The following is a 14,892-nucleotide window of genomic DNA, read 5'->3' as shown; positions in this document are numbered from 1 at the left end:
ACGGCTCCACCGCCTACATCAGCGCCAAGTACAAAGTCAGCGGCATGGGGGGGGGGGGGGGGGGGCCCCCGCGGGGGGGGGGGGGGGGGGGGGGGGGGGGGGGGGGGGGGGCGGGGGGGGGGCCGCCCCGGGCGGGCCGGGGCGCCGTGTTCAGCGGTGGTCGGCCTCGGCGAGGGCGGTACGCAGGAGGGCGGCGGCCCCGGTGCTGTGCGGCGGCCGCATCAGCCCGTAGTGGTCGGTGGCGGCCTCGTGGCGGGTGAAGCCGGCCTCGGCCCGGTCGGCCCATCGATCGGCGGCGTGCTCCCGGGCCCCGGTCGTGGTCTGGAGGAACAGGACGGGGCAGGGGGCGACCGGGGGCTCGTACGCGGCGGCGGCGCGGATCCCGGTACGGAACACCGCGTAGTGCCGGGCGAGGTCCCGCGGGTCCAGGCCGGGGGCGAAGCCCTCACGTTCCACCTGCTCGGCGAGGACGGCGAGCCGGGCGGGGGCGTCGGCGACGCTCCGCAGGGCGCTCCGCATCGCGGACAGGCTCTCCTCGGCGGGGTCGAACCCCGCCGAGCGGGCCAGGTCCTCGTGGAACCACTCCAGCAGCTCGTTCTCGTCGTCGGGTACGTGGCCGGGCTCCGGGTAGCCGGTGTCCAGCAGCGCGAGCGACGCCACCTCCTGTCCGGCAGCGCGCAGTTGGACCGCCATCTCGTAGGCGAGGAGCCCGCCGAAGGACCAACCGGCCAGGTGGTAGGGGCCGGCGAGGCGGATCCGACGCAGGGCCTCCAGGTGGGCGGCGGCCAGCGCCTCGACGGTGGCGTCGGACGTCGGGTCGAGGTCGGTCGGTCCGGGCGCGGTCAGCCCGAACACCGGCCGGTCCGGGCCCAGTTCCGTGGCCAGGGCGCGGTAGCAGAGGACGTTCCCGCCGATCGGGTGGACCAGGACGAGCGGGTCGAGGGTGCCCTCGCTCCGCAGGCGCACCACCGTGTCCGGGACCGCTTCGCCGTGGCGGTCGCGCAGCAGCGCTGCCTGCCGGGCGACGGTCGGGTGTTCCAGGACGGCCGAGACGCCGAGGCGTTCGTCGAAGGCCCGGTTGATCCGGCCGATCAGGCGCAGGGCGTCGATGGAGTGCCCGCCGGACTCGAAGAAGTCGTCGTGGACGCCGACCGGGCCGGCGGCCAGGAGCCCCTCCCAGATCCCGGCGAGGCGGGATTCGAGGGCGTCGCGGGGCGGGGTCGGCTCGACGCCGCCCCGCAGGTCGGCGGGGTCCGGGTCGGGCAGGGCGGAGCGGTCCAGTTTGCCGTTGGCGGTCAGCGGGAGGGCCGGCAGGCACACCCAGGCGGAGGGCACCATGTACTCGGGGAGCCGCTCGCGGGCGTGACCGGCCAGTTCGCCCGGTTCGGGAGCGGGGGTGGCGGCGGGGTCCGCGCCGGCCGCCTCGGGGACGTAGTAGCCGACGAGGCGTTCGCCGCGGGGCAGGACCGCGCAGTCACGTACGCCGGGGTGTTCGGCGAGGACGGCCTCGATCTCCCCCGGCTCGACGCGGAAGCCGCGGATCTTGAGCTGGTGGTCGGTACGGCCCGCGTACTCCAGGGCTCCGTCGGGACGGTGTCGGGCCAGGTCACCGGTGCGGTAGAGGCGGCGGGTGGTGCCGTCGGGTGCGGTGTGCACGATGAAGCGGTCTGCCGTCAGCTCGGGTCGTCCGTGATAGCCGTCGGCGAGGCCGACGCCTTCGAGGAAGAGCTCCCCGGTGACGCCGAGGGGGACCTCGGCCAGGCGGCGGTCCAGGACGTGGGTGCGCATGTTGGCGATGGGCCGGCCGATGGGCACGGTGTCGCCGCCGTCCGGCCGGCACTGCCAGGAGGTGACGTCGACGGCCGCCTCGGTGGGCCCGTAGAGGTTGTGCAGTTCGACGCCGGGCAGCCGCTCGAAGAACCTGCGCTGGACCTCGTAGGGCAGGGCCTCGCCGCTGCACACCACCCGGGTCAGGCCGGCCGCGCCGGCCACGGCCTCGGGATCGTCGAGGAACACGCTGAGCATCGACGGGACGAAGTGCACCGTGGTGACGTCGTCGGCCTGGATCAGGTCGGCGAGGTAGCCGGGGTCGCGCTGGCCGCCGGGGCGGGCGAGCACCAGGGTGGCCCCGGTCAGCAGGGGCCAGAACAGCTCCCACACGGAGACGTCGAAGGTGTACGGGGTCTTGTGCAGCACCCGCTCCCCCGGGGTCAGCCCGTACTCGTCCTGCATCCACAGCAGCCGGTTGGCGATGGCGCGGTGCGAGACCACGACCCCCTTGGGCTTACCCGTGGAACCCGAGGTGAAGATCATGTACGCCGGGTCGGACGGCTCCGGCGCCCTGGCGGGACCCGCGGCGCCGGCGGCGGCAGCGGCGGCCGTCGCGGCCTCGTCGGGCCGCACGACGATGACCCCCGAGCCCTCCAACCGCCGCGCCCACGCTCCCTCGGCGACCACCAGGCCGATACCGGACTCGGCGAGCAGCGACCGTACGCGCGGCGCCGGATGCTCCGGGTCCAACGGGACGTAGGCGGCGCCGGACCGGAGGACGGCGAGGAGGACGACGGGCAGGGCCAGGGAGCGTTCCAGCAGCAGGCCGACGAAGGTGCCGGGGCCCGCTCCCCGATCCCGCAGCGCCGCGCACAGCCGCTCGGCCTCGGCGTCGAGGGCGCGGTAGGTCAGCTCGGTGCCTTCGAAGCGGACGGCGGGGGCGTCGGGCGTCAGGTCCCGCTGCTCGTCGATCAGCCGGGTCAGGACCTGCGGCCGCGGGTACTCGACGGCGGTGCGGTTCCACTCGGCGTAGCGGTGGTGCTCGACCTGCGGCAGCAGGTCGGCGGCCGTGCAGTCGCGCTCCGGGGACTCGGCGAGGTCGCACAGCGCGGCCGTGTAGGTGGCGTGCGCGCTCGCCATCTGTTCCTCGGAGAACTGGGCCGCGTCGAAGCGCAGGCCGAGTTCGAGCAGGGCGCCGTCGGGGCTGCGGGAGAACTCGGCGCCGAAGGCGAAGTCGGTGCCGGCCTCTCCGGTCTCCTCCAGCACGGTGAACCCGCCGTCGGCCGGCCCGTCCCGCTCCACGTGGAAGTGGGTGTAGTTGAAGAAGGTCTCGAAGAGCGGGCCGCCCCCGGACAGGCGCTGGATCTCGGCGAGCGGGAAACGGCGGTGCGCGTGCAGTTCCGCCTCGACGGCGGCGACGTGTGCGACGAGGCCGCGCCAGCTGAGCCCGGTGACGGCGACGCTCAGCGGCAGGGTGTTGAGGAAGACGCCGACGACCTTGTCGCCGTCGGTCTCCTCGGCGCGGCCGTTGTGAACCACTCCGGTGGTGACCGCGTCCGCGCCGCCCAGCAGGGCCATGGCCCGCAGGTGGGCGGCGAGCAGCACGGTGCGCAGCGGTACGCCGCATGCGGCGGCCAGGGCGGTGAGTCGGGCGTGCAGCCCTTCGGGCAGGGGCGCGAGGTGCCAGGACATGCGGGCGGGTCCGCCGGACGCCGCCGGGCGGGCCAGCTCGGTCGCCGGGGCGTCGGCGGCCTTGCCGGTCCAGAAGGCGCACTGCTCGGGGTCGGTGAGCGCGGCCTGTTCGAGGGCGACGAAAGTTGCGAAGCGGGAGCGGGGGCCCGCCTGCGGGGAGGGGCCGTCCGCCGGGGTCCGGGCGGCGAGCGCCTCGGTGTAGCAGGAGGCGAGTTCGGTGAGGAGCGAACGTTCGCTCCAGCCGTCGAGGACGGCGTGGTGCTCGGCGACGAACAGCTGGAGCCGGGTGTCGGAGAGCCGCTGGACGTGGAAGCGGATCAGCGGGGGCCGGTCCCAGTCGAAGGGCCGGTCGCGCTCGGCGGCGTAGTGGTCGGCGACGGCGGTGCGTTGCGCCTCGGCGTCGAGGCCGTGCAGGTCCTCGAAGGTGATCTCGGGGCGGGCGCCTCGGTGGACGAGTTGGAGGGGCTCGGTGAATCCGTGCGGGTCGAAGGAGGTGCGCAGCATCTCGTGGCGGGCCGCGAGGACCTCGACGGTGGTCCGCCAGGCGTCCTCGGAGAAGGGCGCCTCGATCAGGTAGGAGGCAACGTTGTGGTAGACGCGGCCACCGGCCGACGGCAGGTCGCTGTGGTAGAGCATGCCGGCCTGGAGCCGGGTCATCGGGTAGGCGTCCTCCAGCCCCTCGGGCAGCGCGGCGCGGTCCTCGGGGGCCAGCAGTCCGAACGGCTCGTACGGGGATTCGGCGGCGGTGGCCCGGTCCCGCGGGGTGACGAGCGGGGCGAGGGCGCGGGCCGTCTGCCGGCTCATGAGGTCGGCGACGGTGAGGTCGAGGCCTCGTTCGCGGACGCGGGCGAGCACCTGGAGGGAGCGGATGGAGTCCCCGCCGAGGGCGAACCAGTTGTCCAGCGCGCCGACCCGTTCGTGCCCGAGGACCTGGGCGAAGACCTCGGTGAGCGCGGTCTCGACCGGCCCGTCGGGTGCCTCGTAGGCGGCGGTGGGGGTGCGGGCCACCGAGCCGGGTGCGGGCAGGCGGCGGCGGTCGGTCTTGCCGTTGGCGGTGAGCGGGAAGGCGGGCAGGGTGACGAACGCGCCGGGGATCATGTAGCCGGGCAGCCGCCGCGCGAGGTGCTCGCGCATGTCCTCGACGGTAGGGCCCGCCCCGTCATCGGCCCCGTCCACGGCCAGGTAGCCGACCAGGACGTCGTTCCCCGCGGGGTCCGGTACGACGAGTGCGACCGCGGCGTCGACGAGGGGGTGGGCGGCCAGGGCGGCCTCGACCTCGCCGAGTTCTATTCGGAAGCCGCGCAGTTTGACCTGGTGGTCGATGCGGCCGAGGTACTCCAGGTCCCCGTCCGGCAGGGCCCGCGCCAGGTCGCCGGTGCGGTAGAGCCGCTCGCCGGCCGAGGACCCGGCGGGCGCGTCGGCGACACCGTCGGCACGTCCGGTGGGGAAGCGCTCGGCGGTGAGTTCGGGCCGGCGCAGGTAGCCGCGGGCCAGACCGGCCCCGGCGACGTACAGCTCTCCGACGGCGCCGCGCGGGACGGTCCGGCCGCGCGCGTCGAGCAGGTGCAGGCGCAGGTCGGGGATGGGGACTCCGATGACGCTGCCGCGGCCCTCCTCGGCGTCGCGGACGGTCAGCGGCCGGTAGGTGACGTGCACGGTCGTCTCGGTGATGCCGTACATGTTGACCAGGCGGGGTGCGGTGTCGCCGTGCCGGGCGAACCACCCGGCGAGGGCGGCGACGTCGAGGGCCTCCCCGCCGAAGACGACGTGCCGCAGGCCGAGCCCGGAGGCGGCCTCCCCCACCGTGCGGTGGTGCTCCTCGTCGGCCCGGGCCAACTGGTAGAAGGCGGAGGGCGTCTGGTTGAGGACGGTGACGTGCTCCGCGCGCAGCAGCCGGTGGAACTCCTCGGGCGAGCGGCTCGTGGCGTACGGGACCACGACGAGGCGGCCACCGTGGGCGAGGGCTCCCCACAGCTCCCAGACGGAGAAGTCGAAGGCGATGGAGTGGAAGAGGGTCCACACGTCCTCGGGACCGAAGCCGAACCAGTGGTCGGTGGCGGAGAACAGCCGGGTGATGTTGGCGTGGGGCACCAGGGTGCCCTTGGGGAGGCCGGTGGAGCCTGAGGTGTAGATGACGTAGGCCAGGTGGTCCGGGGTCACGCCGCTGTCGGGGGCGGTGTCCGGTTCGGCGGCCAGGAGCGGGGCGTCGGCGAGCAGGTCGACGGTGTGCAGGCCGGGGGCGTCCCACAGGTCCCGCGTGGCGGTGGTGCCGACGACGTGCTCCAGGCGGGCGTCCTGGACGATGTGGCGCAACCGCTCGGCCGGGTTGTCGGGGTCGAGCGGCAGGTAGGCGCCGCCGGCCTTGAGGATGCCGAGCAGAGCGACGACGAGGTCGGCGGAGCGGGGCAGGCACAGTCCGACGAGGGTGTCGGGTCCGACGCCGAGGGCCCGCAGCCGGTGCGCGAGCCGGTTGGCCCGGGTGTCGAGCTCGCGGTAGGTGAGGGACGTGCCCTCGTGGACGAGGGCGATCGCGTCGGGGGTGCGGGCGGCGTGTCCGGCGAAGATCTCGTGGACGCACGTCCGCTCGCCCGGGGTGTGCGGGAGGGCGGCGCGGTCCGGGAGCGGCGGGCCGATGCCGGTGCGCTCCTCGGCCGACAGCATCGGCAGTCGGCTGAGCGGGAGTTCGGGGTTCTCCGTGGCGGCGTCCAGGATGCGGGCGAAGTGCCGGCCGAACTGTTCGACGGTGGCGGCCTCGAACAGGTCGGCCCGGTACTCCAGCCGGCAGCTCAGCGCGCCGCCGGTGCGTACGACGTCGAAGGTCAGGTCGAACTTGGCGGTCCCGGCGGGTCCTTCGAGCAGTGTGGCCTTCGGGCCGGGCAGGCCGTCGGTCATGCCGTCCTCGTCGTGCAGGCCGAACATGACGCGGAAGGGGGACGCCTCCTCACCGGTGCGCCCGGGGGCGATCCGGTCGACGACGCGTTCGAAGGGCAGGTCCTGGTGGTCCTGGGCGTCGAGCACGGTGTCCCGCACGCGCTCCAGGTGGCTCCGGAAGGCCGGGTCCTCGGAGAGGTCGGCGCGGATCACCAGCGTGTTGACGAACAGGCCGACGGTGTCCTGGAACTCCTTGCGGCCCCGGCCCGCCACCGGCGTCCCGACGAGTACGTCGTCGGTGCCGGTGTAGCGGCCCAGCACGATCTGGAAGGCCGCCAGCATCAGCGTGTAGGGGGTGCTGTGGGTGTCACGGCACAGGCGCTCCATCCGGGCGAGCACCGGGGCCGGCACCTCGAAGGAGTGCAGCGCCGCCGCGCCGCGGGCCGCGCCGGCGGCGGGCCGGCCGTCGCGGGGCAGGGGCGCGTCGGGCAGTTCGCCGCCGAGCTGCTCCTCCCAGTAGGCGAGCTGGCGCCCGGCGGCCGCTCCGCGGAGCCATTCCTCCTGCCAGTCGGAGAAGTCGGCGTACTGGTACTCAGGGGCCTCGGGGGCCTCCGGGGCCACGGCCCCGGCCGCGCGCGGACAGTCGGGACCGTCGGCGCCGGCGGGACCGTCGAACCCGCCCGGCCCGTCGGCGTACCGGGCGTACGCGGCGAGGAGCTCGCGGGCGAGGATCCCGACGGACCAACCGTCGGCGACGATGTGGTGCATGGCGAGCGCGAGGACGGCGCCCTCGGGGGTGTGCAGCAGGGCCGCCCGGAAGAGCGGTCCGGACTCCAGGTCGAAGGGCCGGTGGTGCTCGGCGTCCAGCCACTCCTCGACGTCCCGGGGTCCGCGCGCCGCGGCGGAGGACCAGACGAGCGCGGCCTCGGTGTCGATGTGCTGCCACAGTTCGCCGTCCCGCAGGACGAAGCGGGTGCGCAGTGCCTCGTGCCGGTCGACCAGGCCCTGGGCGCAGGCGCGGAGCGCGGCCTCGTCCACCGGGCCTTCGAGGCGGTGGAAGACGGGCATGTGGTAGGTCGGCCTGCCCTCCTCCAGCTGCTGGAGGAAGTACATCCGCTGCTGCGCTCCGGACGCGCGGAACGCGCTGAACGACGGCTCCGCAGGGCGTTCGATCGGATCGTGACTGGCCAAGACAACTCCCTCGGCGCCGCACCGGTGACCGGCCCGCGACGCATGTCCGCTTGCTTGCCCGTCCAGCCTAGGAACGGCATCGATTCGGGTGAAGTCGCCTGTTTCCGGTCCCCTGTTCACGTGACAGGAGCGGTGGACGACCTGCGCGAGTACCGGTGGACGTACTGGTGGAAGTACCGGTGGAAGGCCGTGTTCCGACGCCGTCGCGGGACCCCGGGGCGGGACACTGCTGGCGCGGACCGAACCGAGATCGCCACAGGAGGCACCATGCCCTTCATCACCGTCGGCCAGGAGAACAGCACCGACATCGACCTCTACTACGAGGACCACGGCAGCGGGCAGCCCGTGGTCCTCATCCACGGCTATCCGCTGGACGGGAACTCCTGGGAGAAGCAGCTCCCCGCCCTGCTCGACGCCGGCCACCGCGTCATCACCTACGACCGGCGCGGCTTCGGACGGTCCTCCCGGCCCACCACCGGGTACGACTACGACACCTTCACCGACGACCTGCACGCGCTGATGGAGGCCCTCGACCTCACCGACACGATCCTTGTCGGTTTCTCCATGGGCACAGGTGAGGTCGGCCGCTACCTCGGCAGCCGCGGTTCCGGACGCGTGGCCAAGGCCGCCTTCCTCGCGGGTCTGGAGCCCTACCTCCTCAAGACCGACGACAACCCCACGGGCGTCGACGGCGGTGTCTTCGAGGGCATCCTCGCCGCCGTCACGAAGGACCGTTACGCCTACTTCACCGACTTCTACCAGGCCTTCTACAACCTCGACGAGAACCTCGGCACGCGCATCAGCGAGGAGACCGTCCGGGCGAACTGGGCCACCGCCGCCGGCGCCTCCGCGTACGCCTCCCGCGCCGCCGTCCTCACCTGGACCACCGACTTCCGGGCCGACGTCCCCAAGATCGACGTACCCTCGCTGATCCTCCACGGCACCGCGGACCGCATCCTCCCGATCGAGGCCACCGCGGAGCCCTTCCACAAGGCGCTCCCGCACGCCGAGTACGTGGTCCTCGACGGCGCCCCGCACGGTCTTCTGTGGACCCACGGCGACGAGGTCAACCGCGCCCTCCTCGCCTTCATCGGGAAGTAGCGCCCGGCGCCACCGCTCGCTCGCCCCGGCCTCCGCGACCGGCACCGCCGCGGAGTCCGGGGCGGTGGCGGCCACCCAGCCTGATGCAAGAAATTTGCTTTAAGCTGACCGCATGAGCCGAAAAGCGATGGTCCGCCCGGGAGGCCGCAGCGCGCGGGTCCAGGAGGCGGTCCACACCGCCGTGCGTGAGCTTCAGGACGAGGTGGGGCGTCCGGCGCTGACGGTCCCGATGGTCGCGGCGCGGGCCGGGGTCACTCCGTCCACGATCTACCGCCGCTGGGGCGATCTGCAGGAACTGCTCTCGGACGTGGCCGTCGAGCACCTGCGCCCGGAGGCTCCGCCGGCGGACCACGGCGACCTGTCGGCGGACCTGCGGGGCTGGGCCGAGCAGTTCCTGGAGGAGATGGCCTCACCCACGGGACGCGCGTACATCCGCGACGCGCTGCTGGGGGACCCCGCGGGCGACAACGCGGGGCAGTGCTCGGCGTACGCGGCGGAGCAGGTCGCCGTGGTGCTGGCGCGCGCCGCGGCGCGCGGCGAGGACGCCCCCGACGTCGAGACGGTGCTCGACCGGGTCGTGGCGCCGATGATGTACCGCATCCTCTTCCGCCCCACCGACCCCACGGACCTCACCGACGCGTACGCGCGACGCCTCGTACGCGAGGCCGTGGAGGGCTTCGGCGCGTCCCGCTGACCGGCCCGCGACGCTGGCCGATCCACGGTGACGGTCAGCCGCCGGCCGGCGCGGCGGCCACGGGTTCGAACCGGTAGCCGTCCCCCTCGGCGACCACGCGACCGGCGGTCGGCGCCGGGAAGTGGGTACCGAGGAGCAGGGCCCCGGTGTCGGCGAGCCGGGCGAGCAGCGCGCGCCGGGTGGCCTCGGCCCGCACGGGGTCGATGTCCACGCAGCTGCCGATCTCCGGACGCGCCAACTGTACGGGGTGATGGACGGCGTCCCCGGTGACCAGGGCCGCCGCGCCCGCGCTGCTCACCTGTACGGCGATCTGTCCGGGGGTGTGCCCCGGCGTGGGCAGCAGGCGCAGCCCGTCGGCCACGTCGACGCCTTCGACCGGTACGTCGACCAGGTCGAGCAGACCCGCCTGCGCGACCGGCACGACGGAGTCGCGGAACATGCCGCGCCGCGCCTCGTCCATGTCGTGGGCGGCCCAGAACTCCCACTCCGCCTTCGAGGTCAGGTAGCGGGCGCCCGGGAAGGTCGGCACCCATGTGCCGTCGACCTCCCGGGTGTTCCATCCGACGTGGTCGGTGTGCAGATGGGTGAGGATCACCAGGTCGACGTTCTCGGGGGTGAATCCGATGTCGGCGAGGCGGGCGAGGTAGTCGGTCCGCAGGTCGTGCCACGCCGGGTCGGCCCGCTCCTTGCCGTTGCCGATGCCGGTGTCGACGAGGACGCGCAGACCGTCGACGACCAGCGCGAAGCTGTGGCTGTCGAGGTGCAGGGCGCCGTCCTGCCCGGCGAAGTCGGGCCGCAGCCAGTCGTGTTCGGCGACCACGTCCGGGGTGGCGGCCGGCAACAGCCACGGCCCGGTCGCGGGCGGCAGGGGCACCTCGTCGACGCGGTGGACCGCGATCCCCCCGACGGACCAGTGGGCGGCGGCCCGGGTCGGGACCGGGGCCGCCTCGGTGAACTGTGCGGTGCGCATACGCGTGTTCCTTCGTCTGCAGAGGACCGACCAACAGTAAAAGCGATTCATTCGCTTTAAGCGACCGTAGGCCCTACCGTGGACTAACGCAAGCCGTTAGCTTTAAGACTGGCGGTGATCATTCCGCCGTTCCCCCTGAAGGAAGGCATCGCATGTCCGCCTCGGAACTCACCCCTCCCGAAGCCGCCCGTCGGGCCGCACGGTCGGGGCTACCGCTCGCACAGGACCGCCACGCGGAGGTGGCGGCCACCGCCGACCACATCCACGCCGTCGTATCGCTCCTGCGGGAACTGGACTTCGGCGAGACACCGCCCGCCGCGACGTACCGCGCGGGAGGGGAGCGGCACGATGCGGCCGTATGAGCTGACCGTGGCCGAAGCGGCCGAGGCCGTACGCACCCGGCGGCTCTCGCCGGTGGAACTGGTGGACTCCTCGCTGGAGCGGATCGCGCGGGTGGAACCGCACCTGAACGCCTTCACCACCGTGACGGCCGACCGGGCGCGCGACGCTGCCCGTCGGGCGGAGGCCGAGATCGCTCACGGCACGCACCGGGGGCCCCTGCACGGGATGCCCGCCGGGCTGAAGGACCTCATCGACGTGGCCGGCCTGGCCACCACGGCGAGCTCCCGGGTGCGGGTCGGACACCGGGCGGAGACCGACAGCACCGTCGCGGCGCGGCTGGCCTCGGCCGGAGCCGCGTTGGTGGGCAAGACCCACACGCACGAGTTCGCCTACGGCCTGACCACCCCTCAGACGGCCAACGCCTGGCACCCGGACCGGGTGGCCGGCGGCTCCAGCGGCGGGTCCGCCGTCGCCGTCGCCTCGGGGGCGGCCACCTTCGCCCTCGGGACCGACACCGGTGGATCGATCCGGGTGCCCGCCGCCCTGAACGGGGTCGTCGGACTGAAACCGACGTACGGGCTGGTGCCGCGCCACGGCGTGACCTCGCTGTCCTGGTCGCTCGACCACGTGGGCCCCCTCACCCGCACGGTGGAGGACGCGGGGCTGGTCCTGGCGGCGCTCGCCGGACCCGACCCGCGCGACCCGGCGTCCGTCGCGGCCCCGGTCGCGGAGCACCGGCCGAGCCCCGACACGGGTCCGACGGATCCGACGGACCTGACGGGGCTGCGGGTCGGCGTACCGGCCAACTACTACTTCGACCGGGTGGATCCGGAGGTGGAGGCGGCCGTCCGGCGTGCCGTCGGGCGGCTGGAGGAGCTCGGCGCCCGCCTCGTCGAGGTCGAGATCCCGATGACGCGCTACATCCGGGCGGCCCACTGGGGCCTGATGGTGCCGGAGGCCTGCGCCTACCACGAGCGGACCCTACGGGCGGTGCCGGACCTGTACGGGGCCGACGTCCGGGTCCTTCTGGAGGCCGGCGAACTCATGAGCGCGGGCGACCACCTGCGGGCCCAGCGCGCCCGCACCCTCATGGGCCAGGCCTGGCGCGACATGATGGAGGCGGTGGACCTGATCGCCGCGCCGACCGTACCGCTCACCGCCGTGGAGTCCGGCCGGACCAGCGTGACCTGGGGTGACGGCAGCGTGGAAAGCGTCGCCGACGCGTACGTACGCCTCTCGGCCCCGGCCAACCTCACGGGCGTTCCCGCGCTGACCGTGCCCGTCGGCCTCGACTCGGCGGGCCTGCCGATCGGCATGCAGCTGATGGGAAGGCCCTTCGACGAAGCCACGGTGCTGCGCGCGGGCCACGCCTACGAACGGACCGGCCCGGCACGCGGTCTGGCCCCGGAGCGGGCCGCGTAGCGGGGCGGCGGGCCTGGCCCGGATCGTCACCGGGCGGGGAACCAGCCGTGACTGAGATGGAGTTGAGCCAGTCACGGCCGCCCGCGGCCGCTGCGTCTGGTGGGGGTGGCGGCCTCTATGTAATGTCACATCGCATGATGCTCTTACGGCGTGCGGCGTCGGCCGCCGCCCTCCTCGCCACTGTCCTTCCCCTGGCGCTCGCCTCGCCCGCGCACGCGGCCGACGGCCCGGCCGGCTGCCGTACCTCGGACTCCGTACCGCTGGACGCCGAACAGGCACGGCTTTCGGACGCCCGCACCACGGCCCTCGTCGAGCGCGGCGGGCTCCGGGACTTCGTCGGGCGGTTCCCCGCCGCGCTGTGCTCGACCCGTGGCCCCGCCGAGGCGGACCGGTTGGTCGACGCCTGGGGCGAGGCCGTGTGGCAGGCTTCCGTACGGCGGGCCCAGGGCGGACGGCCCGGCGGTGGCCTCGCCCCCGGGGACGACCGGCCGCTGTACTGGGCGCGGCTCGGCATGACCGCCGCACTCGCCCGCTGGCAGCCGGAGTTCACCGTCGACCGGGCCGCGCTCCGCGCCCGGCTCGAGGATGCCTCCCGGGGTCTGACGAACAACGCCTTCCGGACCGCGCCGGGCGTACGACGCGTCTTCATCAGCGGGTTCGACCCCTTCGGGCTCGACGCCGAGATCCGGCGTGCCAACCCGTCGGGGTCGGCCGCCCTCCAGCTCAACGGACGGCGCGTGACCCTCGCCGACGGCAGCCCCGCCGAGATCCGCGCCGTCGTCCTCCCCGTGCGGTACGCCGACTTCGACGCCGGCATGGTGGAGCGGGCGTTCGCCCCCCGCATGGCGGGCGGCCCCACCTCCGCCGACATCATCACCACCGTCAGCCAGGGCTACCCCGGCATCTTCACGCTGGAGGAGTGGGCGGGGCGGGCGCGGTCCGCCGACCCCTACCCCGACAACGCGCTCGCTCTCTCGGGCGGCACCCGCGAGCACCCGGTGACCGCCCCCGGCCTCGGTCCGGGCTCGGAGTTCATCCGCACCACCCTTCCCGCGAGCGCCGTCACGGCCGCCGTGCAGAGCCCGTACCCGGTCCTCCTCAACAGCGACGTCACCGAGATCCCGGCGGGCGGCACGACCCCCGTCGACCGGACCGACGGTCCGACGCCGGGCTCGCGGGCCGTGGCGGGCGGCGGGGGCGGCTACCTCTCCAACGAGGTGGCCTACCGTTCCAACCGGCTGCGCGCCGAACTCGCCCCGCGCCTGCCCGGAGGCCACCTGCACACCCCGGTGCTCACCGGGCTGCCGGCCGACCCCCAGCAGCTGACCGGCGCCGAGTTCGAACGCAACGAGAGCGCGATCGCCACGGAGGTCCGCGCGGTACTCGAACACGCCGCCGTGCGGCGGTAGCCACAGCCCCGCCTGCGGTGCGTCGTCCTGCCATGGGGCAGGATGGCAGCCCGTTCCGGATGCGTACACACGCCCGAACGCGGCTTCAGGCACGACGAACTGACAGGTGACAAGGTGACGACACACCCACACCCCGTACGACGGCCGGCAGCGCCCGTCGCCACTCCCCCGAGCCGGCGCGGCGCACCGGAGGGGGTCCGTTGACCCGGGATCTCGTCCTGCACGACTGGCTGGTCGCCGGGATCGCGTTGGCGGCGGGCGCCGCGGCCGGGCTGCTGCTGCGCGGCCTCCTGCGGTGGCTGGGCCGGCACGCCGCGCGGACCCGGTGGCAGGGGGACGACATCATCGTCGACGCGCTGCGCACCATCGCGCCCGGGGCCGCGCTGATCGCCGGGGCGGCCGTGGCCGGCACCACCCTGCCGCTCACCGCGCGCGTCTCGGGGTTCGTGAACCAGTCGCTGACCGCGCTGCTCATCCTCATCGCCACGCTGAGCGCGGCGCGGGTCGTCGCGGGCCTGGTCCAGTCCGTGGCGGGGGCGCGTACCGGGGTGGCCGGGTCGGCGACCATCTTCGTCAACATCACGCGCATCGTGGTCCTCGTGATGGGCGTCCTCGTGGCCCTGGAGACCCTGGGCGTGTCCATCGCGCCGCTGGTCACCGCTCTCGGTGTGGGTGGTCTGGCGGTGGCCCTGGCCCTCCAGGACACCCTCGCCAACCTCTTCGCCGGCGTGCACATCCTCGCCTCGAAGACCGTGCAGCCGGGTGACTACATCCGCCTCACGAGCGGCGAGGAGGGCTACGTCGTCGACATCAACTGGCGCAACACCGTGGTCCGCAACCTGTCGAACAACCTGGTCATCATCCCCAACGGGCGGCTCGCCCGGACCAACATGACCAACTTCACCCAGCCGGAGGCGCAGTTCTCGATCCTGGTCCAGGTGGGTGTGGGGTACGAGAGCGACCTGGAGCACGTCGAGCGGGTGACGCTCGACGTGGTCGGCAAGGTGATGGCGCACGTGGACGGCGCCGACCCCGCGCACGAGGGTGCCGTCCGCTTCCATACGTTCGCGGACTCCCGGATCAACTTCACGGTGATCCTGGGCGTCGGCGAGTTCAGCGACCAGTACCGGATCAAGCACGAGTTCATCAAGCGACTGCACGAGCGGTTCCGGGCGGAGGGGATCTCGATCCCCGCGCCGACGCGTACGGTCGCGCTCCACCAGGACGAGGTCCAGGGGGCGCCGGTAGCGCACCCGCACGTGCCGCCGGTCCCGCACCAGCGGGACGCGTCTCCCTCGGTGCTCACGGACCGCGGCCGGTAGCTCGCGGAGCCCGTACCCGAGCCCCCGCGCGCACGCCGACCGGCGTGCGCGCGCGGGGGCGGTGCGGCGCGCGGGGGCGGTGCGGCGCGCGGGGGCGGTGCGGCGCGC

The 14,892-nt window shown here is 74.1% G+C and carries 8 protein-coding genes; 6 read left to right on the top strand and 2 right to left on the bottom strand.

The annotated features are described in order from the left end of the window. Positions 1-150 precede the first annotated feature (150 nt). The gene (locus ACGFYY_RS37400; RefSeq protein WP_393716473.1) at positions 151-7,524 is read right to left on the bottom strand and encodes an amino acid adenylation domain-containing protein; all 7,374 of its coding nucleotides are present in this window, start codon (positions 7,522-7,524) and stop codon (positions 151-153) included. Positions 7,525-7,791: 267 nt separating this feature from the next. Here ACGFYY_RS37400 and ACGFYY_RS37395 point away from each other — a divergent pair, with 267 nt between their 5' ends. Then, on the top strand, positions 7,792-8,625 hold the full coding sequence (locus ACGFYY_RS37395; protein ID WP_365281016.1) for an alpha/beta hydrolase: 834 nt from the start codon (positions 7,792-7,794) through the stop codon (positions 8,623-8,625). Positions 8,626-8,737: 112 nt separating this feature from the next. After that, positions 8,738-9,319 carry a TetR/AcrR family transcriptional regulator gene (locus tag ACGFYY_RS37390; protein ID WP_393716471.1) on the top strand — a complete coding sequence of 194 codons (582 nt, stop codon included), beginning with the start codon at positions 8,738-8,740 and terminating at the stop codon, positions 9,317-9,319. A gap of 34 nt (positions 9,320-9,353) precedes the next feature. Here ACGFYY_RS37390 and ACGFYY_RS37385 read toward each other — a convergent pair whose 3' ends face one another. Next, positions 9,354-10,289 carry an MBL fold metallo-hydrolase gene (locus ACGFYY_RS37385; RefSeq protein WP_393716469.1) on the bottom strand — a complete coding sequence of 312 codons (936 nt, stop codon included), beginning with the start codon at positions 10,287-10,289 and terminating at the stop codon, positions 9,354-9,356. Between the two features lie 152 nt (positions 10,290-10,441). On the opposite strand from ACGFYY_RS37385, the gene ACGFYY_RS37380 reads away from it, so the two are divergent. The 4 genes from ACGFYY_RS37380 to ACGFYY_RS37365 all read left to right on the top strand — a co-directional run bounded on the left by ACGFYY_RS37380 (position 10,442) and on the right by ACGFYY_RS37365 (position 14,784). Beyond that, on the top strand, positions 10,442-10,651 hold the full coding sequence (locus tag ACGFYY_RS37380) for a hypothetical protein (RefSeq protein ID WP_393716467.1): 210 nt from the start codon (positions 10,442-10,444) through the stop codon (positions 10,649-10,651). Further along, positions 10,638-12,053 carry an amidase gene (locus tag ACGFYY_RS37375; protein ID WP_393716465.1) on the top strand — a complete coding sequence of 472 codons (1,416 nt, stop codon included), beginning with the start codon at positions 10,638-10,640 and terminating at the stop codon, positions 12,051-12,053. The genes ACGFYY_RS37380 and ACGFYY_RS37375 overlap by 14 nt, the downstream gene beginning before the upstream one ends. Before the next feature lie 134 nt (positions 12,054-12,187). Next, positions 12,188-13,462: a pyroglutamyl peptidase gene (locus tag ACGFYY_RS37370; RefSeq protein WP_393716464.1), complete on the top strand. Its 1,275-nt coding sequence runs from the start codon at positions 12,188-12,190 to the stop codon at positions 13,460-13,462. 200 nt (positions 13,463-13,662) lie between these two features. After that, complete coding sequence (locus tag ACGFYY_RS37365) at positions 13,663-14,784, top strand: mechanosensitive ion channel family protein (protein ID WP_393716462.1); 1,122 nt, start codon at positions 13,663-13,665, stop codon at positions 14,782-14,784. The last annotated feature ends 108 nt before the right edge of the window (positions 14,785-14,892 follow it).

The organism is Streptomyces sp. NPDC048331 (assembly GCF_043201215.1).
Taxonomy (GTDB): Bacteria; Actinomycetota; Actinomycetes; order Streptomycetales; family Streptomycetaceae; genus Streptomyces.
The sequence above is the reverse complement of the archived record's forward strand: the minus strand, read 5'-3'. Positions and strand labels throughout refer to the sequence as shown.

Excerpts from the sequence above, each read along its gene's own strand:
- ACGFYY_RS37380 (WP_393716467.1), top strand. The coding sequence starts at position 10,442 with ATGTCCGCCTCGGAACTCACCCCTCCCGAAGCCGCCCGTCGGGCCGCA.
- ACGFYY_RS37375 (WP_393716465.1), top strand. The coding sequence starts at position 10,638 with ATGCGGCCGTATGAGCTGACCGTGGCCGAAGCGGCCGAGGCCGTACGC.
- ACGFYY_RS37385 (WP_393716469.1), bottom strand. The coding sequence starts at position 10,289 with ATGCGCACCGCACAGTTCACCGAGGCGGCCCCGGTCCCGACCCGGGCC.
- ACGFYY_RS37370 (WP_393716464.1), top strand. The coding sequence starts at position 12,188 with ATGATGCTCTTACGGCGTGCGGCGTCGGCCGCCGCCCTCCTCGCCACT.
- ACGFYY_RS37395 (WP_365281016.1), top strand. The coding sequence starts at position 7,792 with ATGCCCTTCATCACCGTCGGCCAGGAGAACAGCACCGACATCGACCTC.
- ACGFYY_RS37390 (WP_393716471.1), top strand. The coding sequence starts at position 8,738 with ATGAGCCGAAAAGCGATGGTCCGCCCGGGAGGCCGCAGCGCGCGGGTC.